Origin of the sequence: Paracoccus sp. NSM, from assembly GCF_052379855.1 — a bacterium.
Taxonomy (GTDB): domain Bacteria; phylum Pseudomonadota; class Alphaproteobacteria; order Rhodobacterales; family Rhodobacteraceae; genus Paracoccus.
In genome coordinates, this window is the sequence record NZ_JBQTCG010000002.1 from 457009 (window position 1) to 475707 (window position 18699).

The window sequence follows — 18699 nt, forward strand, 5'->3', positions numbered from 1 at the left end:
GCTGCGGCGGGCCGGTCTCTTGCAACCCGGTCCGCCCTGCGCGATATGCAAAGCCGGAACGGGCCGCACGCGGCCATCAGATGAGGGCTGGCCTTGCAGATCCATCGTGACTGGACCGGATTGACCGCTTCGGCCCGCGGGGCCAGTCTGGCCATGGGCAATTTCGACGGTGTCCATCGTGGTCACCGCGCCGTGATCGAGGCCGCGCGTGCGGCCTCGGACGCGCCGCTTGGCGTGCTGACCTTCGAGCCCCATCCCCGTGAATTCTTCGCCCCTGACGCGCCCCCCTTTCGGCTGATGAATGCCGAAGCGCGGGCGAACCGGCTGGCGCGTCTGGGGGTCGAGCGGCTTTACGAATTGCCCTTCAGCGCGGTTCTGGCGGGGCTGACGCCCGAGGCCTTTGCCCGCGAGGTTCTGGCCGAGGGGCTGGGCGCGGCCCATGTCACTGTTGGTGCCGATTTCTGCTTTGGCAAGGACCGGGCCGGCAATGCCCGCATGCTGGCCGATCTGGGCCGGGCGCTTGGCTTCGGCGTCACGATCCTGCCGCTGGTGGGCGATGCGGGGGCGGAATACAGCTCGACCGCGATCCGTCAGGCCCTGACCGAGGGGCGCACACGCGATGCCGAACGGATGCTGGGCCATTGGCACCGGATCGAGGGCGAGGTCGTGCATGGCGCCAAGCGCGGTCGCGAACTGGGCTGGCCTACCGCCAACATGGCGATGGAGGGGCTGCATCTGCCGCGCCTTGGCGTCTATGCGGTTCTGGTCGATGTGCTGACCGGGCCGGACCGGCTGTCCTGCCAGGGGGTCGCCTCGCTTGGGGTGCGCCCGATGTTCGGCGAGAACGCCCCCAATCTGGAAGTGCATCTGTTCGATTTCTCGGGCGATCTTTACGGGCAGCACCTGTCGGTCGCGCTGGTTGAGTTCCTGCGCGACGAGCTGCGCTTTGACGGATTGCCCGCGCTGATCGACCAGATCGCACGCGACGCCGATCAGGCGCGGCGCGTGCTGGCAGGCGGCTGATGCGGCCGCGTTTCTGGGAATTGCCGCTGGACGACCTGACCCGCCCCGAATGGGAGGCGCTTTGTGACGGCTGCGGCAAATGCTGCCTGAACAAGATCGAGTTCGAGGATACCGACGAGCTGGCCTTTACCCGCGTGGCCTGCAAGCTGCTGGACGGCCAGACCTGCCGCTGCACCAGCTATCCCAATCGCCACCAGTTCGTGCCTGACTGCGTGGTGCTGACCCCCGAAAAGCTGGGCCAGATCGCCTGGTGGCTGCCCGCGACCTGCGCCTATCGCCTCAGGGCCGAGGGCAAGCCGCTTTACGACTGGCATCATCTGGTCTCGGGCGATCCCGAGGCGGTGCATCGCGCAGGCGCCAGCGTGCGCGGCTGGACCGTCAGCGAGATCACCGTGACCGAGGATGACTGGGAGGATTACATCATCGAGGACCTGTCGTGAATTTCGCCTCGGATAATTCCTGGGGCGCGCATCCGGCGGTTCTGGCGGCTCTGGCGCGGGCGAATGAGGGCGCGGTGATGGGCTACGGCGGCGATCCGGTCACGGCGCGGGCCGAGGCCGTGATCCGCGAGGCGCTCGAGGCGCCCGATGCGGTGGTGCGGTTCGTGGCGACCGGCACGGCGGCCAATGCGCTGGTCTGCGCGCAGATGGCGCCTTCGTTCGGGCGGATCTATTGCCACGAGGACGCCCATATCGAAACCAGCGAATGCGGCGCGCCCGAGTTCTATGCCCATGGCGCCAAGCTGGTGACGCTGCCCGGGACCGAGGGGAAGCTGTCGCCCGAGACGCTGGCCGATGCCCTTCGCGCCGGGGCGGGGGCGGGGCTGAACGGTGGGCTCGGCGCGATGGTGTCGATCACGAATGCGACGGAATGGGGCACGGTCTATTCGCCCGGAGAGGTCGCGGCACTTGCAGGGATCGCGCATGAGGCCGGGCTTCCTTTGCATATGGACGGGGCGCGTTTTGCCAATGCAGTCGTGTCGGCCGGATGCAGCGCGGCCGAGATGACCTGGCGCGCCGGGGCGGACGCGCTGTGCCTGGGCGGGACGAAGAACGGCGCGATGGCCGCCGAGGCGGTGGTATTCTTCGATCCCGCCCGGGCCGATGGGTTCGACTATCGCCGCAAGCAGGCGGGCCATGTGTTTTCCAAGCAGCGGTTCCTTGCCGCGCAGATGCTGGCCCTGATCGAGCGCGGTCTGTGGCTGGACCTGGCCACAACCGCCAATGCCCATGCACGGGCGCTGGCCGAGGCCGTGACGCGCGGCGGCGGGCGGCTGTTGGCTCCGGTGCAATCCAACGCGGTCTTTGCCGAGATCCCGGCCGAGACCCACAGGCGCGCGCGCGCTGCCGGGGCGCTTTATCATTTGTGGACGGATGCGCCGGCCGATGGACTGGACCCGGTGCCGGTGAGGCTGGTCGCGGCCTGGGACATGCCCGAGGCCATGGTCGCCCGGATGGCGGGCCTGCTGGCGGGTTGAGACTGCGGATGGGGGGCTCTGCCCCCGCCGCGCGTGCCGCGCGGCCCCCCCGGGATATTTTCGTGAAGAAGAAAGGGTCAGGCACTCAAAGCCTGGGCCAGCAGGTTCAGGGCGTGTTCGACGCTGGCCGCGCGGACCCTGTGGCGGCCGATGGCGCCGAATTCGACGGTTTCGGTGCGGGTGCCGAAGGCTTCTGCGATGCCGAAGCAGACGCGGCCTTCGGGCTTGTGTTCCGAGCCGCCGGGGCCAGCGATGCCGGTGACCGAGACGGTGATGCCCGCGCCCGAATGGCGCAGCGCGCCCGTGGCCATTTCGGCGGCCACCTCTTCGCTGACGGCCCCGTGGGCGTCCAGCGTTTCAGGGCGGACGCCCAGCATCTGTTGCTTGGCCGCGTTGGAATAGGTCACGAAGCCCCGGTCGAATGCGTCGGACGAGCCGGGCACTTCGGTCAGGGCGCCTGCGATCAGGCCGCCGGTACAGCTTTCGGCGGTGGCGATCATTACGCCGCGTGCGCGGGCGGCCTCGAGAATCTCGGCGGCGAGGGTCATAGCATCATCGGAATGTGGAAGGCGGCGGCCGCGATCATGGTGGCGATGCCCGCGAAGAGGCCCGCCCAGAGGTCGTCCTCCATCACGCCGCGGGCATCGTGGCGGCGGTCGGCGCGGCCGACGAGCCAGGGTTTCCAGATGTCGAAGAGGCGGAAGAACAGGAAGGCCGCCAGCCAGCCGGGGTAGGGGAAGGTTTCGGCAGGCAGGCCCATCAGCCAGAAGCCGAAGGACGGAAACAGAAGCGCCAGCCACTGGCCCGCAACCTCGTCGATCACGATCTCGGAGCGGTCGGGATCGGCCATGCCGGCGGTGTGGACGCGCACCGCCCAGAACCCCGCCAACGTGACCGCGACAGTCGCAAGTGCGAGCAGCGGGAAATGCCCGATGCGATGGATCAGGAGGCCAAGCACCAGGGCGACCGCCGAGCCCCAGGTTCCCGGTGCCGGGCGCAGAAGGCCCGCGCCGAACCAGATGCAGAGGATGCGCGCCATGATCATTCCTTGATCAGGGTGGCGGTGGCGATGGCCGCGATGCCCTCGCGCCGCCCGGTGAAGCCGAGCCGTTCCGAGGTGGTCGCCTTGACGCTGATCCGGTCTGGATCTGTCGCCATGATCTCGGCCAGGCGTTGCGCCATGTCCAGAGCGTGCGGTCCGATCTTGGGCGCCTCGCAGATCAGGGTCACGTCGGCATTGCCGATGCGGAACCCCTTGTCGCGGGCCAAGCCTGCCGCATGGGCCAGAAAGATCGCGCTGTCGGCGCCCTTCCATTGCGGGTCCGAGGGCGGGAAATGGCGCCCGATATCGCCCTGCGCCAATGCGCCGTAGATCGCGTCGGTCAGGGCGTGCATGCCGACATCGGCATCCGAATGGCCCATCAGCCCGGCTTCGTGCGGGACGCGGATGCCGCAGAGCGTCACGTGATCGCCCGGCCCGAAGGCGTGGACGTCGTAGCCATTGCCGAGGCGGATATCCATGGCACCTCCCAGGATGCGTTCGGCCCGCGCGAAATCTGCGGGAAAGGTGATCTTGAGATTGTCCTCGGAACCGGGGGTGATCGCAACCTCGATCCCGGATTTCAGCGCCAGTTCGACATCGTCGGCGGCATCCGCGGGGTGGGCGCGATGGGCGGCGAGAATGCGGTTAAGGGCGAAGCCCTGCGGGGTCTGCGCGCGAAAGAGCCCGTCGCGGGAAGCGGTGTCTGTCACGCGGCCATCCGCACCGCGCCAGAGCGCATCCGACACGGGCAGGGCCGGGGCCGCGGCAGGGGCGCCCTGCGCCAGCGCGTCGATCACGCCCTGGATCACCGCATCGGGGACCAGAGGCCGCGCGCCGTCATGGATGAGGACGTGGTTTGCCTGACCCTCGAGCGCATCGAGGCCCGCGCGGACGCTGGCGGCGCGGGTCGCCGCGCCCTCGACCAGCGTGACGCGTCCCGCATAGCGTTGAAGCGCCTGCGGCATGTCCTCGGGATGAACCACCAGCACGATGCGTGAAAAGCCCGCAAAGGCGGCCAGCGTCCGGTCAAGCACCGGGCGCCCGGCCAGGTCGCGCCATTGCTTGGGCGCGCCGTCGCCCGCCCGGGTGCCGCGACCTGCCGCCGTGATCAGCGCGGCAAAGCCTGCCGGGGCGCGGATCATGCGTGGTCGGGCATGTCGCCCTTGATCGCTGCGGCAAAGGCCGTGCGATAGAGCGTCGAAAGTTCGGCCAGAGGCGCGGCGTCACCGCCGAAGCTGACTCTGTCGCCGCCGAACCGGCCCACCTGTGCTAGCGGGACGCCCGCATCGCGCGCGGCCTGCGTCAGCGCCGAAATCGCGTCGGGGCGGCAGGCGACCAGATAGCGGGCCTGATCCTCGCCGAAAAGCTGCCCGATATCGGATGCGTCCAGCGTGACGCCCAGACCCGCGGCCTCGGCCATTTCGAAGGCCGCGAGCGCCAGGCCGCCATCCGACAGGTCATTGGCCGCCGCCAGATGGGCGCGCTGCGCGCGCAGGAATTCGCCATGCTTGCGCTCGGCGGTCAGGTCCACATGGGGGGCGTCGCCGGTCTCGATGCCGAAAGCCTCGTAGGCCAGGGCGGATTGGCCCAGATGGCCCTGCGTGGCGCCGATGACCAAGGCTGCGTCGCCCGCCTGCGGCAGGCCCGCGATGATGTCGTCCAGATCCGCGATAAGGCCGACGCCGCCGATGGTGGGGGTGGGCATGATGCCCTTGCCGTCGGTCTCGTTGTAAAGCGAGACGTTGCCCGACACGATGGGGAAGTCCAGCGCGCGGCAGGCTTCGCCGATGCCTTTGATCGCGCCGACGAACTGGCCCATGATCTCGGGCTTCTCGGGGTTGCCGAAGTTCAGGTTGTCGGTCGTGGCCAAGGGCAGGGCGCCGACGGCGGTCAGGTTGCGGTAAGCCTCGGCCACGGCCTGCTTGCCGCCCTCGAACGGGTTGGCGCGGACATAGCGGGGGGTCACGTCGCTGGTGAAGGCCAGCGCCTTGCGGGTACCGTGGACGCGGACGACGCCCGCGCCCATGCCGGGGCGGCGGATCGTGTCGGCGCCGACCTGCGTGTCGTATTGTTCCCAGACCCAGGCCTTGTGGGCGTGGTTCGGGCTGCCGATCAGGGCGCGCAGGGCGGCGATGGGGGCAATTTCGGGCAGCACGGGGGCGGGACCGGCAGCGGGCGTTTCCACCCAGGGGCGGTCATATTCCGGCGCCGAGGAGGACAGTTTCGACAGCGGCAGGTCGGCCTTGACGTCATTGCCATGGATGATCAGGAACCGGTCCTCGGGGATCGTCTCGCCCACGATGGCGAAGTCCAGATCCCATTTCTCGAAGATCGCGCGGGCCTCGGCCTCTTTCTCGGGCTTCAGCACCATCAGCATCCGTTCCTGGGATTCCGACAGCATCATCTCGTAGGCGGTCATGCCGGTTTCGCGTTGGGGCACATGGTCCAGCACCAGCTTGATGCCCAGACCGCCCTTGTCGCCCATCTCGACCGCCGAGCAGGTCAGACCCGCCGCGCCCATGTCCTGAATGGAGATCACCGAGCCCGAGGCCATCAGTTCAAGGCAGGCCTCAAGCAGGCATTTCTCGGTGAAGGGGTCGCCGACCTGCACGGTGGGGCGCTTTTCCTCGATCGTGTCGTCGAATTCGGCGCTGGCCATGGTCGCGCCACCGACGCCGTCGCGGCCGGTCTTGGCGCCCAGATAGACGACCGGCATGCCCACGCCCGAGGCGGCGGAATAGAAGATCTTGTCCGCATCCGCGAGGCCCGCCGCAAAGGCGTTCACGAGGCAGTTGCCGTTATAGCTTGCGTGGAAACGCACCTCGCCGCCGACATTGGGCACGCCGAAGGCATTGCCATAGGCGCCGATGCCTTCCACCACGCCCTTGACCAGATGCGCGGTCTTGGGATGGCTGGGCAAGCCGAAGGACAGCGCATCCATCGCCGCGATGGGGCGGGCGCCCATGGTGAAGACGTCGCGCAGGATGCCGCCCACGCCGGTCGCGGCGCCCTGATGAGGTTCGATATAGGAGGGGTGGTTGTGGCTCTCCATCTTGAAGACCACGGCCTGACCGTCGCCGATATCGACGACGCCCGCATTCTCGCCCGGGCCGCAGATGACCTGCGGGCCTTCGGTCGGCAGAGTGCGCAGCCATTTCTTCGACGATTTGTAAGAGCAGTGCTCGTTCCACATCGCGCTGAAGATGCCCAGTTCGGTGAAGGTCGGTTCACGCCCGATGATCTGCAGGATGCGGTCGTATTCGTCGGGTTTGAGCCCGTGCGCGGCGATCAGTTCCGGGGTGATCGTCGGTTCCTGCATGTCCTGCCCTTCCTGCGCGAGAATTCTGGCGCCTTTTAGGCGCAGATCGCAGGCAGGGGAAGGCCGCCCGCGCGCCTTGCGGCATAAAAAAAAGCCGGGCACAAGGCCCGGCCCAAGTCCAACAGGGAGGTAGAAGGTGATGAGCGGATACGCTAGGCATCGCCTTCTGAGCCCGATTTATGTGCAGGATGTGAACGGTTCAAGAATTATCATGCTGCACATGCAACATAGCCGCCATGCAGTTACCGAATAGCTACAGACAAAAGTCGGATTGACCGGTCGGACGGGGCCTTAGTCCAGACCGGCCTCGGACTGGGCACGGCGATAGGCCTGGATCTCCTCCAGCACGAAATCGCGGAAGACCGCGACGCGGCGCGTCTGGCGCAGTTCCTCGGGATAGGCCAGGAAAACCGGCACCTCGCCGGATTCCAGATCGGGAAAGACCCGCACAAGCCTGTCGTGGTCGGCGGTCAGGTAATCGGGCAGCACCCCGATGCCCAGATTGGCCAACACCGCCTGAAGCACGCCGAAATAGTTGTTCACCGTCAGCGTCGAGCCGACATTCTGCGACAGAAGCTGCTGGACGAGGCGCGCGCCCGCCGCGACCTGCGGCTGATCGGGCTTCTGGCTGATCAGCCGGTGCTGGGCCAGTTCCTCCAGCGTGGTGGGCATGCCGCGCGCGGCCAGATATTCGGGGCTGGCATAAAGGCGCATCTGGATGTTCAGCAGCCGCCTGCGGATCAGGTCGGACTGGCTGGGTTCCTTCATGCGGATCGCCACGTCGGCCTCTCGCATGGGCAGGTCCAGCACGCGTTCCTCCAGCATCAGGTCGATGCGCAGGTCGGGATATTTCTCGTAGAGCTTGACCAGACGCGGCGCCAACCACAGCGTTCCGAAGCCGACCGTCGTCGTCACCTTCAGTTCGCCCAGCACGTTCTGTTCGCTGTCGCGGATACGGGCGGCGGCGCCGTCCAGCTTGCGCGCCATGGCCGAGGTCGCCTCGAACAGCAATTCGCCCTGTTCGGTCAGAATCAGGCCGCGCGCATGACGGTGGAACAAGGTCGTGCCGATCGAATCTTCCAGCGCGCGGATCTGGCGGCTGACCGCCGATTGCGACAGATGCAGCACATCCCCCGCATGGGTCAGGCTGCCCGCATCGGCCACCGCGTGAAATATTCTTAGCTTGTCCCAATCCATGCGCGTTACGATCCTGTCATGCCTGCCATGCGTTCTTTGCAGGTCTTGCTTCTCCCTGAAGTTGGAAGCCCTGCACGTCAAGTCAAGAATTTATGTCTTTGTCGGTCAGCGTTTCTGACCTATACTGAGCCAAGGGGCATCAGGCATTGGAGGAGTGCAGGATGAGCAAGCAGGATTTTTCGCTAGCCGACCGTTTTGACCTGACCAAAGATCTCGTTTTGTTGAACGGAACGCAGGCATTGGTTCGGTTGATGCTGATGCAGGCGGCACGCGACAAGGCGGCGGGGCTGAACACGGCGGGTCTGGTGACAGGCTATCGCGGCAGCCCGCTTGGCGGGGTCGATCTGGCCATGATGCGCGAGGGCAAAAGGCTGGCCGAGGCCGGGTTGCGCTTTCAGCCGGGCCTCAACGAGGATCTGGCCGCGACCGCGATCTGGGGCAGCCAGCAGGCCGAACTGCGCGGCGAGGGGCGCCATGACGGCGTCTTTGCGCTGTGGTATGGCAAGGGGCCGGGCGTGGACCGCTCGGGCGACGTGATGCGCCATGCCAATATGGCCGGGTCGTCGCGTCACGGCGGCGTCGTCATGGCGATGGGCGACGATCATACGGGCGAAAGCTCGACCGTGTTGCATCAGTCGGACTGGGCGATGGTGGATGCCTATATCCCCGTGCTGTCGCCCGCCGGCGTGCAGGAGATCCTGGATTTCGGGCTCTACGGCTTCGCATTGTCGCGCTATGCGGGCGTCTGGACCGGCCTCAAGACCATGAAGGACACGGTCGAGGCCACGGCCGTGGTCAATGGCGACCCGCAGCGGATGCGCTTTGTCACCCCCGAGGATTTCGTCATGCCTGAGGGCGGGCTGAACATCCGCCTGGGCGACACGCCCGTCGCGCAAGAAGCGCGGATGATCGACTACAAGCGCCGCGCCGCCGAGGCGTTCAGCCGGGCCAACCGTCTGGATCGCCGCGTCTGGGGCAAGCCCGGCGCGCGGATCGGCTTTGTCGCGGCGGGCAAGAACTGGCTGGATCTGGTTCATGCGCTGTCGCTGCTGGGCATCGACGAGGCCGAGGCCGAGCGTCTGGGCCTGACTACCTACAAGGTCGGTCAGACCTGGCCCATGGACATGAAGTCCATTCAGGAATGGTCTGAAAACCTTGAACTTATCGTCTGCGTCGAGGAAAAGAGAAAGCTGATCGAAGTGCAGCTGAAAGAGGCGATCTTCGACAATCGCCGGGGCCGCCGGGTGCATGGCTGGCGTCACGACCGCACCGGCGAGGAATTGTTCCCGACCCGCTATGCGCTGGACCCGGTGATGATTGGGCAGAGGATCGGCGCGATCCTTGTCGAGGAAGGTCGCGGGACCGAGGCGATCCGGGCGGGTCTCGCGCGGCTTGAAGCCGTGCGCCGCGCCGATAATGCACCCGAGATAGCGACCCGAACCCCTTGGTTCTGCTCGGGTTGTCCGCATAACAGCTCGACCCGTCTGCCCGAGGGCAGCCGCGCCTATGCCGGGATCGGCTGCCACTACATGGTCCAGTGGATGGGCCGCGATACCGAGGGCTTCACCCATATGGGCGGCGAGGGCGCGAACTGGATCGGAGAGGCGCCTTTCAGCACAAGAAACCATGTGTTCCAGAACCTTGGCGACGGAACCTACAACCATTCGGGGGTCTTGGCGATCCGGGCGGCTTTGGCTGCCGGGACGAACATCACCTACAAGATCCTCTATAATGACGCGGTGGCGATGACCGGCGGCCAGCCGAACGAGGGCGGGCTGTCCGCGCCCCAGATCGCGCGCGAGCTTGTGGCGATGGGCGTCAGCCCGCTGGTCGTTGTCTATGACGACAAGGAAGACATCGACCGGGCGCAATTCCCCCAAGGTCTGCGCTTTGAGGAACGCGCGCAGATGATGGCCGTCCAGCGCGAGCTGGAGGGTGCCGAGGGCGTCAGCGCGATCCTCTACATCCAGACCTGCGCCGCCGAGAAACGCCGCCGCCGCAAGAAGGGGCAGTTCCCCGACCCCGACCGCCGCGTCTGGATCAACCCCGAGGTCTGCGAGGGCTGCGGCGATTGCTCGGTCCAGTCGAACTGCGTCTCGGTCGTGCCGCTGGACACGGAGCTGGGCCGCAAGCGCCAGATCGACCAGTCCAGTTGCAACAAGGATTTCAGCTGCGTCAAGGGCTTCTGCCCCAGTTTCGTGTCGGTCAAGGGCGGCAAGCTGCGCCGCCCCAAGGCCGAGGCGCTGGACCTGCCGCCGCTGCCCGCCCCCGCGCTGCCCGCGATCAGCGGCACGCATAACATCGTGATCACCGGCGTCGGTGGCACCGGCGTCGTGACGATCGGCGCGGTGCTGGCCCAAGCTGCCCATATCGACGGCAAGGGCGCCGGGATGATGGAGATGGCGGGACTGGCCCAGAAGGGCGGCGCGGTGCATATCCACCTGCGTCTGGCCAACCGCCCCGAGGATATCAGCGCCATCCGCGTGGCCACGGGCGAGGCGGACTGCGTCATCGGCGGCGATCTGGTTGTGACGGCGGGTGCCAAGACCGTCGGTCTGATGACCGAAGGGCGCACCGGCGCCGTGGTGAACGATCACGAGATCATCACCGGCGACTTCACCCGTAACCGCGATTTCCAGGTGCCGTCCGACCGGCTGAAGCTGTCGCTGGAGGCGCGCTTGCGCGAGCGGGTGGCTTTCTTCGATGCCAGCGATCTGGCGCTGCGGATGCTGGGGGACTCGATCTATTCCAACATGCTGGTCCTGGGCGCGGCCTGGCAGCAGGGGCTGATCCCGCTGACCGAAGAGGCGATCCTGAAGGCGATCGAGCTGAACGGCGCCAAGGTCGCCGAGAACCAGCGCGCCTTCCAGATCGGGCGTTGGGCGATGGCTTTCCCCGAACAGGCGCAACGCCCGGCCGAGGTTGCGGCCTTGCCGGTCGATCCGGTCGCCTACCGCGCCGAGCGGCTGGTCGCCTATCAGGGCAAGGGCCTCAAGCGGCGGTTCCTGCAGCTGGTCGATGCCGCCCCGGCGCCCCTGCGCGAGGCGGTCGCGAAAAGCTATTACAAGCTCTTGGCCTACAAGGACGAATACGAGGTCGCCCGCCTGCACCTGACCAGCGCCGAGGCCGTCGCCCGCCAATGGGAGGGCGATCTGCGCCTGTCCTTCCATCTGGCCCCGCCGATGCTGGGCGGAAAGGATGCCGAGGGGCGGCCGAAGAAACGCGAATTCGGGCCGTGGATGCTGCGCGCCTTCCGCGTTCTGGCCGCCATGAAGGGACTGCGCGGCACGCCCTTCGATCCGTTCGGCTACACCGCCGAGCGGCGGATGGAGCGTCAGATGATCCGCGAATACGAAGCCGACATGGCCGAGATATTCGCCAATGTCACCGATGCCACGATGCCCGTCGCGCTGGAACTGGCCGAACTGCCCCTGTCGGTGCGCGGCTACGGTCCGGTCAAGGAAAAGGCCGCGCACGATGCCGCTGCCCGGCGCGAGGCGCTGCTGGCGCGGTTCAGGTCAGGGGGTGCGCCGCTTCGTCAGGCCGCCGAATGATCCAGATCATTTGCAAAGCGCGCGTGGCGGCTTATGAAGGCGCCACGCGACAGCAAGGGGGCGGAACATGGCGGTGGGGGTTTTCGACAGCGGTCTGGGCGGGCTGACGGTCCATCAGGCCATCGCCGCGCGTCTGCCTGACCTGCCGCTGGTCTATCTGGGCGACAACGCCCATGCGCCCTATGGCGTGCGGACGGCCGATGACATCTTCGAGCTGACCTGCCGCGGCGTTGAACGGCTCTGGGCCGAGGGCTGCGATCTGGTGATCCTGGCCTGCAACACCGCAAGCGCCGCCGCCCTGAAGCGGATGCAAGAGACCTGGCTGCCCGCCGACAAGCGCGTCCTTGGCGTCTTCGTGCCGATGATCGAGGCCCTGACCGAGCGTCGTTGGGGCGACAATTCCCCGCCGCGCGAGGTCGCGGTCAAGCATGTGGCCTTGTTCGCCACCCCCGCGACAGTGGCCAGCCGCGCGTTCCAGCGCGAACTGGCCTTCCGCGCGGTGGGCGTCGATGTCGAGGCCCAGCCCTGTGCCGGGATCGTCGATGCGATCGAGTTGGGGGACGAGATCCTGGCCGAGGCCCTGGTGGCAAGCCATGTCGAATCGCTGTTGCGGCGCATGCCCCATCCGCAGGCGGCCGTTCTGGGCTGCACGCATTACCCGTTGATGGAGGCCGCGTTCCAGCGCGCGCTTGGCGAAAACGTGACCGTTTACAGTCAGGCCGGGCTGGTGGCGGAAAGCCTCGCCGATTATCTTCAGCGGCGCCCCGAATTCCTGGGTGAGGGGCGCGAGACGAAATATCTGACGACGGGCGATCCGGTGCGCGTGTCGGGCAAAGCCACGCAGTTTCTGCGCCGCCCGATCCGGTTCGAGGCGGCGTGACGGAACGGAGGGCGGCATGGCGGGCATGAAATCCCTGAAGAAACAGCGCCGGATTCAGGTGATCTTCGCGGCGACCGCCGCGTTGATCATCGCCACGGGCCTGATCGGATACGGGTTCAGCGACGGCATCAACCTCTACCGCTCGCCCACCGAGGTCAGCGAGAATGCCCCCGATCCCGACGAGTTCTTCCAGCTGGGCGGGCTGGTGGTCGAGGGCTCGATCGTGAACAGGACGGGCGTCGCCTTCGACTTCGTGCTGACCGATGGCGCGGTCGAGATCCCCGTGTCTTATGTCGGCCAGACCCCGCGCCCGGATCTCTTCGGCGAGGGGCAGGGCACCATCGCCAAGGGCTGGTACCGCGAGGGCCGCTTCGAGGCGCGCGAGATCCTGGCCAAGCACGATGAGACCTACATGCCCCGCGAGGTGATCGATACCTTGAAGGCCACTGGCCATTACAAGGACCCCGAAAGCTGAGGCAACGCGCGCCGGGTTAAGAAAGGGTTAAGCCCTTCCCGGCAGCATCCCCCGATGCCGCGATTGCGCGCGGCGGGTTTCACGGGGATTGCCATGAAAAGCGTGGAAGAGATCGCACGAGAGATCGTGCGGCGCGAGGGGGGCTTCGTCAACGACCCGGATGATCCGGGCGGGGCCACGAATTTCGGTGTGACCATCGGCACGATGCGCTCGCTCGGGATGGACCTGAACCGCGACGGTCGCATCGACGTGCAGGACGTGCGGGCGTTGACCCGTGCTCAGGCCGAACAGGTCTTTGTCGAGCATTACTTCCGCCGACCCCGGCTGGCGGAACTGCCCGCCGCGTTGCAGCCGAGCCTGTTCGACATGTATGTGAACGCAGGCAACAACGCGGTGAAGATCCTGCAGCGGCTGATCACCCGGATGGGTTTTGCCGCAAGCGATGACGGGATCGTGGGCCCCCGCACCATCGCCGCAGCCCGCGCTGCCGCCGAGGCCGCGCCCGACCATCTGGCGGATGCCTACGGGATCGCGCGGCGCAACTATTATTACGCGCTGGCCGACCAGCGCCCGGCCAGCCGCAAGTTCGCCCGCACCAAGGCCGGGGGCAAGGGCGGCTGGATCACCCGCGCCGAGGAATTCATCGCTCCCCGCTATCACCTGACGGCGGCGCAGCACCGCGCGAGGGTCGCCGCATGGGGGTGATGGGTCGCATTCTGGGCGCAGCGCCCACCGTCACCGCCCTTGGCCACGCCGCGACCGGCATGGCCGAGATCTTCACCCAGAACGCCACCCGCCGGATGGAGCTGGACGATGAAGCCCATGCCCGCGCCCTGACCCAGCACGGACAGGAATTTCTGATCCAGCGCGAGGGGCGCTTTGACGCCTTCGTGAACGGGCTGAACCGCCTGCCGCGTCCGCTGCTGGCGCTCGGGACGATGGGGCTGTTCATCTATGCGATGGTCGAGCCTGCCGGCTTCGGCCTGCGGATGCAGGGGCTTCAGATGGTGCCCGAACCGCTCTGGTGGCTTCTGGGCGCGATCGTGGGCTTCTATTTCGGCGCGCGAGAGGCGCATTACCTGCGCAACCGCGTCTGGCCCGCCCCGCGTCAGCCGGACACGCCCGAGCCGCTGCCCGACCCCGCATCGCCCCAGATGCCCGGCCCGCGCCCCTCGGACGATTTCGTCGACAACGCGGCCTTGCGGGACTGGGCGGCAACGCTGCGCGGTTAGGACGCAGCGGCGCGCCTCACAACCGTGACAGCGCGACCATGGGAGGTCTTTCCCCCCCTCTGCCGGACGGTTATGCTGTCCGGCAATTACAGAGGTTGCCCCGATGATTGCTGAATTCGGCCACCTGGCCTTGATCCTGGCCTTCATGCTGTCGCTGTTCCAGATGACGGTGCCGATGGTGGGGGCGGCGAAGGGCTGGCATGGCTGGATGGACAGCGCCCGGCCTGCGGCGCTGGCGCAACTGATGCTGATGCTGATTTCCTTCGGTGCGCTGACCGTGGCTTTCGTGACCTCGGATTTCTCGGTCAAACTGGTCCATGACAATTCGCACACCTCGAAGCCGTTCATCTACAAGATCAGCGGCGTCTGGGGCAATCACGAGGGCAGCCTGCTTCTGTGGGTGCTGATCCTTGCGCTGTTCGGCGCGGCGGCGGCGGTCTTCGGCAACAACCTGCCGCCCACCTTGCGGGCGCGCGTTCTGGCGGTTCAGGCCTCGGTGACGGCGGCCTTCTACGGTTTCATCATCTTCACCTCGAACCCGTTCTGGCGGATGGGCAATCCGCCCTTTGACGGGCGCGACCTGAACCCGCTGTTGCAGGATCCAGGTCTCGCCTTTCACCCGCCGTTTCTCTATCTGGGCTATGTCGGCCTCTCGATGGCGTTCAGCTTTGCCGTCGCCGCCCTGATCGAGGGGCGGGTCGATGCCGCATGGGCGCGATGGGTGCGGCCCTGGACGCTGGCGGCCTGGGTGTTCCTGACCATCGGCATCGCGCTTGGGTCCTGGTGGGCCTATTACGAGCTGGGCTGGGGCGGATTCTGGTTCTGGGACCCGGTGGAAAACGCCAGCTTCATGCCCTGGCTGCTGGCCGCCGCGCTTCTGCATTCCGCCATCGTCGTCGAAAAGCGCGAGGCGCTGAAAAGCTGGACGATCCTGCTGGCGATCATGGCCTTCGGCTTTTCGCTGATCGGCACGTTCATCGTGCGGTCGGGGCTGATCACCTCGGTTCACAGCTTCGCCAACGACCCCGAGCGTGGCATCGTGATCCTTGCGATCCTGGTCTTCTTCGTGGGCGGCGCGCTGACGCTCTATGCTGTCCGCGCGCCTGCCTTGACGGCCAAGGGCGTCTTTGCACCCGTCTCGCGCGAGGGGGCGCTGGTGGTGAACAACGTGCTGCTGGCGGTCGCGTGTTTCGTAGTCCTTGTCGGCACGATGTGGCCGCTCATCGCCGAGATGTTCTGGGGCCGGATCCTGTCGGTCGGCCCGCCCTTCTTCAATCAGGCCTTCACGCCCTTCATGGTGGTGCTGGCGCTGGCGCTGCCGCTTGGCTCGATCATGCCGTGGAAACGCGGCAGCCTGGGGCGCAGCCTGCGCCCTCTGCGCGGCGCGCTGATCCTGACCGGGGCTGTGATGACCCTGGTCTTTGCGGTCTCGACCGGGCGTTCGGCGCTGGCGGTGATCGGGGCGGGGCTGGGCGCATGGCTGGTCTTTGGCGCCATCGCCGAACTGGTCCACCGCACCGGCAATTCCGGCCTGTCGCGTCTGGCCCGTCTGCCGCGCGCGGATTGGGGCAAGGCCGTATCGCATTCCGGGCTGGGCATCACCTTCATCGCAATCGCCCTGATCACCGCCTGGCAGGTCGAGGATATCCGCGTCGCTCAGATCGACGAACCCTACAAGCTTGGCCCCTATGATGTGGTGCTGCGCTCGGTGGACCGGGTGGACGGTCCGAACTACATCTCGGCCATGGCCATGCTGGAGGTGACGCGCGACGGTCGGCCGGTTGCGGTGCTAAACCCCGAAAAGCGGGTCTATACGGTGCAGAACATGCCCACGACCGAGGCGTCCATTGATTACGGCTTCCTCCGCGACGTTTATCTGGTGCTGGGCGACCAGCAGCCTGATGGCGGTTGGGCGGTGCGCGGCTATATCCGGCCTTTCGCGAACTGGATCTGGGCGGGCTCGATCCTGATGGCGCTTGGCGGGCTGATCAGCCTGACTGATCGCCGCTACCGGGTGGCGGCGGGGGCCTCGCGCGATGCGCGCGCCCGTGGCGCGGTGCCCGCGGAATGAGGGGCGCGCTGCACGCCCTTGCGCTGGCGCTGGCCGTCACGCTGGCGCCCGCCGCCCCCGTCATGGCCGTCCAGCCCGACGAGGTGCTCTCGGATGCCGGTCTCGAAAGCCGCGCCCGTGATCTGTCGCAGAAACTGCGATGCCCGGTCTGCGCGGGCGAGAATATCGACGAATCGAACGCGCCGATCAGCCGCGACCTGCGTCTTTACGTGCGCGAAAGGCTGGTGGCGGGCGACAGCGACACCGAGGTTCTGGACAACGTGGCCGACCGGTTCGGCGAATACGTCCTGTTCGAGCCGCGCGCCGAGGGGATCAACTGGCTGCTCTGGCTGTCCGGGCCGCTGATGGGCATGATCGCGGTGATCGTCGCATGGCGCTTTCTGGTCCGCCGCGCGCAGTCACGCCCCGAGGACGAGACCCGCTTGTCCGAGGCCGAGCGCCGCCGCCTCGACGAGATCATGCGCGGCAACTGACGCGGGGTCGCGCTTTTCCCGGCGCCCGTTTCGCGCATGATCGCCCGACATGCCGAACGGAGGACCGCATGACCCAAGAGACCATCGCGCTGAGCCATGATGCGGGCGTGACCCGGCTGGTGCTGAACCGCCCGGAGGTGATGAATGCCCTGAACAGCGCCATGCGGGCCGAGATCACCGCCGCCCTGACCGACCTGCCCGAAGGGACGCGCTGCGTGGTGATGACGGGGGCGGGGCGGGGCTTCTGCTCGGGTCAGGACCTGACCGATGCCTCGGCGGCGCGCGATCTGGAAGGCACGCTGCGGCGCGAATACGAACCCATGCTGCATGCGGTCCGGTCCTGTCCGGTGCCGGTGATCGCGGCGGTGAACGGGGTGGCTGCGGGGGCAGGGGCCAATCTGGCGCTGGTCGCGGATGTGGTGATCGCCAGCGAAAGCGCCTCGTTCGTTCAGGCCTTCACGCGGATCGGGCTTGTTCCCGATGCCGGCGGCACATGGATGATGCCTCGGCTGATCGGTCTGGCGCGCGCGGCGGGGGCCATGCTGTTTGCCGAGACGATCACCGCCCGGCAGGCCGCCGATTGGGGCATGATCTGGGAATGCCTGCCCGATGCCGATTTCGAGGCCGGGGTGACGGCGCGGGCGCGCCATCTGGCCTCGGGGCCGACGGGCGCCTATCGCGCGATCCGCGAGGCCCTGGCGGCCTCGACCCAGAACGACCTGTCGGCGCAGCTTGAGCTTGAGGCGCGGCTGCAGGGCGAGGCCGGTCGCAGCGCCGATTTCGTCGAGGGCGTGACCGCCTTTCTGGAAAAGCGCGCGCCCCGTTTTCAGGGACGCTGATCAGGCGATCTGGACGAAACGCGGCGCATGGTCGCGATTGTCGAAGAAGGGCACGCTGGCGGGCAGGGGCAGGGGTTCGTCCCACCGCACCTGATCCGCCAGCTCGGACAGTTCCGCCAGAACGACCTCGGTGATGAAGGGCAGGTCCAATGCGCGCGCCTCGGTCAGGGCGACCCAGTGCAGATGCGAAAGCTCGTCGCAGGCGGCGCTGAAATCGTCGGGATCGCCCGTGATGTCGGCGGCGTCGGCGACGAAGAAATGCGCGTCGAAGCGGCGCGGGCGGCCCGGCGGGGTGATCGCGCGGAAGAGATAGGAGAGAGCCCCCGCATCGGGGGCAAGCCCTGCCTCGGCAAAGCCGGCAGGTCCACCGCTGCCGGGGCGGCCGATCAGCAATCCGGTTTCCTCGGCCAGTTCGCGCAGCGCGGCCGCGGCGATGGCGTCAGGGCTGGGCGTGCCATCGCGCGGCTCGGCCAGCAGGCGGTCGCGATGGGGCCGCGCCAGGGGCCGGGCCAATGGGATCGCGGCGTCTTCCCTGTCCACCGCGCCGCCCGGAAAGACGAATTTCGACGGCATGAACACCGCCGCCTTGCCACGCATCCCCATCAGCACATCCGCGCCCTTTGGGCCGCGTCGCAGCACCAGGATGCTTGCCGCGTCGCGGATCGGGGGATCAGCCTCGGTCATGGCGCGGCGTGGTCGGGCTCGGACCCGAAACCGTGCATCCGGCGCGCCCATTGCAGGCCGACCATGCCGCCCTTGATCAGCGGCAGCATGGCCAGCGACAGGATGATCGCACCGGCCCCGAAGGACAGGATCATCGTCATCGCGCTTGGCCGCCATGCCATATAGGAGGCCAGCAGAATCGGTGCGCCCAGATGAGAGACGATCAGGATCGTCAGATAGGCCGGTCCGTCATCAGCGCGCTGATGGTGCAGCGCCTCGTTGCAGGCGGGGCAATGATCGGCAACCTTGAGGAAGGCGCTGAAAAGCCGCCCCTCGCCGCAAGCCGGGCAGCGTCCGAAAGCGCCGCGCCGCATCGCAAGCCCCGTCGGGCGGTCATCCCCGCCCGTGGCCATTCCCTGCAAAGCCCCGTCCGCCATCGCATGTATCCCCCTAT

Annotated in this window: 18 protein-coding genes; 11 read left to right on the forward strand and 7 right to left on the reverse strand. The window is 67.3% G+C overall.

Features of this window, described 5'->3' with window-relative positions; genetic code table 11:
* The first annotated feature begins 93 nt into the window (after positions 1-93).
* Genes ACTZWU_RS05350 through ACTZWU_RS05360 form a run of 3 tightly spaced genes read left to right on the forward strand, consistent with a single transcriptional unit; the run spans position 94 to position 2500 of the window.
* A complete protein-coding gene (locus tag ACTZWU_RS05350; protein ID WP_444736316.1) occupies positions 94-1023 on the forward strand; it encodes a bifunctional riboflavin kinase/FAD synthetase in 930 nt (309 codons plus the stop codon).
* Positions 1023-1463 (forward strand): YcgN family cysteine cluster protein, encoded by a 441-nt coding sequence (locus ACTZWU_RS05355; RefSeq protein WP_444736317.1) that lies wholly within the window; start codon positions 1023-1025, stop codon positions 1461-1463. The genes ACTZWU_RS05350 and ACTZWU_RS05355 overlap by 1 nt, the downstream gene beginning before the upstream one ends.
* On the forward strand, positions 1460-2500 hold the full coding sequence (locus ACTZWU_RS05360; RefSeq protein WP_444736318.1) for a threonine aldolase family protein: 1041 nt from the start codon (positions 1460-1462) through the stop codon (positions 2498-2500). Before ACTZWU_RS05355 ends, ACTZWU_RS05360 begins: the two co-directional genes overlap by 4 nt.
* Before the next feature lie 77 nt (positions 2501-2577).
* On the opposite strand, the gene ACTZWU_RS05365 is transcribed toward ACTZWU_RS05360, so the two are convergent.
* From ACTZWU_RS05365 to ACTZWU_RS05385, 5 genes are all read right to left on the reverse strand, one after another.
* Positions 2578-3048 carry a CinA family protein gene (locus ACTZWU_RS05365; protein ID WP_444736319.1) on the reverse strand — a complete coding sequence of 157 codons (471 nt, stop codon included), beginning with the start codon at positions 3046-3048 and terminating at the stop codon, positions 2578-2580.
* Positions 3045-3545: a phosphatidylglycerophosphatase A family protein gene (locus ACTZWU_RS05370; protein WP_444736320.1), complete on the reverse strand. Its 501-nt coding sequence runs from the start codon at positions 3543-3545 to the stop codon at positions 3045-3047. The genes ACTZWU_RS05365 and ACTZWU_RS05370 overlap by 4 nt, the downstream gene beginning before the upstream one ends.
* Complete coding sequence (locus ACTZWU_RS05375; protein WP_444736321.1) at positions 3542-4684, reverse strand: bifunctional 2-C-methyl-D-erythritol 4-phosphate cytidylyltransferase/2-C-methyl-D-erythritol 2,4-cyclodiphosphate synthase; 1143 nt, start codon at positions 4682-4684, stop codon at positions 3542-3544. The genes ACTZWU_RS05370 and ACTZWU_RS05375 overlap by 4 nt, the downstream gene beginning before the upstream one ends.
* Positions 4681-6861 (reverse strand): phosphoribosylformylglycinamidine synthase subunit PurL, encoded by a 2181-nt coding sequence (gene purL, locus ACTZWU_RS05380; RefSeq protein WP_444736322.1) that lies wholly within the window; start codon positions 6859-6861, stop codon positions 4681-4683. The genes ACTZWU_RS05375 and purL overlap by 4 nt, the downstream gene beginning before the upstream one ends.
* A 291-nt stretch (positions 6862-7152) precedes the next feature.
* Positions 7153-8058, reverse strand: a complete 906-nt coding sequence (locus ACTZWU_RS05385) for a LysR family transcriptional regulator (RefSeq protein ID WP_444736323.1) — start codon at positions 8056-8058, stop codon at positions 7153-7155.
* A gap of 161 nt (positions 8059-8219) precedes the next feature.
* On the opposite strand from ACTZWU_RS05385, the gene ACTZWU_RS05390 reads away from it, so the two are divergent.
* From ACTZWU_RS05390 to ACTZWU_RS05425, 8 genes are all read left to right on the forward strand, one after another.
* Positions 8220-11612, forward strand: a complete 3393-nt coding sequence (locus ACTZWU_RS05390; RefSeq protein ID WP_444736324.1) for an indolepyruvate ferredoxin oxidoreductase family protein — start codon at positions 8220-8222, stop codon at positions 11610-11612.
* Between the two features lie 67 nt (positions 11613-11679).
* Positions 11680-12492 carry a glutamate racemase gene (locus ACTZWU_RS05395; protein ID WP_444736325.1) on the forward strand — a complete coding sequence of 271 codons (813 nt, stop codon included), beginning with the start codon at positions 11680-11682 and terminating at the stop codon, positions 12490-12492.
* Between the two features lie 25 nt (positions 12493-12517).
* Positions 12518-12967, forward strand: coding sequence for a cytochrome c maturation protein CcmE (gene ccmE, locus ACTZWU_RS05400; protein ID WP_444736429.1), 450 nt, complete (start codon positions 12518-12520; stop codon positions 12965-12967).
* A gap of 93 nt (positions 12968-13060) precedes the next feature.
* Positions 13061-13672, forward strand: a complete 612-nt coding sequence (locus ACTZWU_RS05405) for a holin-associated N-acetylmuramidase (RefSeq protein ID WP_444736326.1) — start codon at positions 13061-13063, stop codon at positions 13670-13672.
* Entirely contained in the window at positions 13663-14199 is a 537-nt protein-coding gene (locus tag ACTZWU_RS05410; RefSeq protein ID WP_444736327.1) for a holin family protein, read from the forward strand. Before ACTZWU_RS05405 ends, ACTZWU_RS05410 begins: the two co-directional genes overlap by 10 nt.
* 103 nt (positions 14200-14302) lie before the next feature.
* On the forward strand, positions 14303-16270 hold the full coding sequence (locus ACTZWU_RS05415; protein ID WP_444736328.1) for a heme lyase CcmF/NrfE family subunit: 1968 nt from the start codon (positions 14303-14305) through the stop codon (positions 16268-16270).
* Positions 16267-16743, forward strand: coding sequence for a cytochrome c-type biogenesis protein (locus tag ACTZWU_RS05420; RefSeq protein WP_444736329.1), 477 nt, complete (start codon positions 16267-16269; stop codon positions 16741-16743). The genes ACTZWU_RS05415 and ACTZWU_RS05420 overlap by 4 nt, the downstream gene beginning before the upstream one ends.
* A 68-nt stretch (positions 16744-16811) precedes the next feature.
* Positions 16812-17582, forward strand: a complete 771-nt coding sequence (locus ACTZWU_RS05425) for an enoyl-CoA hydratase-related protein (protein WP_444736330.1) — start codon at positions 16812-16814, stop codon at positions 17580-17582.
* Here ACTZWU_RS05425 and ACTZWU_RS05430 read toward each other — a convergent pair whose 3' ends face one another.
* Positions 17583-18266, reverse strand: coding sequence for an NUDIX domain-containing protein (locus ACTZWU_RS05430; RefSeq protein ID WP_444736331.1), 684 nt, complete (start codon positions 18264-18266; stop codon positions 17583-17585).
* Positions 18263-18682, reverse strand: coding sequence for a DUF983 domain-containing protein (locus ACTZWU_RS05435; RefSeq protein WP_444736332.1), 420 nt, complete (start codon positions 18680-18682; stop codon positions 18263-18265). The genes ACTZWU_RS05430 and ACTZWU_RS05435 overlap by 4 nt, the downstream gene beginning before the upstream one ends.
* Between the last annotated feature and the right edge of the window lie 17 nt (positions 18683-18699).

Excerpts from the sequence above, each read along its gene's own strand:
- ACTZWU_RS05355 (WP_444736317.1), top strand. The coding sequence starts at position 1,023 with ATGCGGCCGCGTTTCTGGGAATTGCCGCTGGACGACCTGACCCGCCCC.
- ACTZWU_RS05365 (WP_444736319.1), bottom strand. The coding sequence starts at position 3,048 with ATGACCCTCGCCGCCGAGATTCTCGAGGCCGCCCGCGCACGCGGCGTA.
- ACTZWU_RS05370 (WP_444736320.1), bottom strand. The coding sequence starts at position 3,545 with ATGATCATGGCGCGCATCCTCTGCATCTGGTTCGGCGCGGGCCTTCTG.
- ACTZWU_RS05375 (WP_444736321.1), bottom strand. The coding sequence starts at position 4,684 with ATGATCCGCGCCCCGGCAGGCTTTGCCGCGCTGATCACGGCGGCAGGT.
- purL (WP_444736322.1), bottom strand. The coding sequence starts at position 6,861 with ATGCAGGAACCGACGATCACCCCGGAACTGATCGCCGCGCACGGGCTC.
- ACTZWU_RS05385 (WP_444736323.1), bottom strand. The coding sequence starts at position 8,058 with ATGGATTGGGACAAGCTAAGAATATTTCACGCGGTGGCCGATGCGGGC.
- ACTZWU_RS05390 (WP_444736324.1), top strand. The coding sequence starts at position 8,220 with ATGAGCAAGCAGGATTTTTCGCTAGCCGACCGTTTTGACCTGACCAAA.
- ACTZWU_RS05395 (WP_444736325.1), top strand. The coding sequence starts at position 11,680 with ATGGCGGTGGGGGTTTTCGACAGCGGTCTGGGCGGGCTGACGGTCCAT.
- ccmE (WP_444736429.1), top strand. The coding sequence starts at position 12,518 with ATGAAATCCCTGAAGAAACAGCGCCGGATTCAGGTGATCTTCGCGGCG.
- ACTZWU_RS05405 (WP_444736326.1), top strand. The coding sequence starts at position 13,061 with ATGAAAAGCGTGGAAGAGATCGCACGAGAGATCGTGCGGCGCGAGGGG.
- ACTZWU_RS05410 (WP_444736327.1), top strand. The coding sequence starts at position 13,663 with ATGGGGGTGATGGGTCGCATTCTGGGCGCAGCGCCCACCGTCACCGCC.
- ACTZWU_RS05415 (WP_444736328.1), top strand. The coding sequence starts at position 14,303 with ATGATTGCTGAATTCGGCCACCTGGCCTTGATCCTGGCCTTCATGCTG.
- ACTZWU_RS05420 (WP_444736329.1), top strand. The coding sequence starts at position 16,267 with ATGAGGGGCGCGCTGCACGCCCTTGCGCTGGCGCTGGCCGTCACGCTG.
- ACTZWU_RS05425 (WP_444736330.1), top strand. The coding sequence starts at position 16,812 with ATGACCCAAGAGACCATCGCGCTGAGCCATGATGCGGGCGTGACCCGG.
- ACTZWU_RS05430 (WP_444736331.1), bottom strand. The coding sequence starts at position 18,266 with ATGACCGAGGCTGATCCCCCGATCCGCGACGCGGCAAGCATCCTGGTG.
- ACTZWU_RS05435 (WP_444736332.1), bottom strand. The coding sequence starts at position 18,682 with ATGGCGGACGGGGCTTTGCAGGGAATGGCCACGGGCGGGGATGACCGC.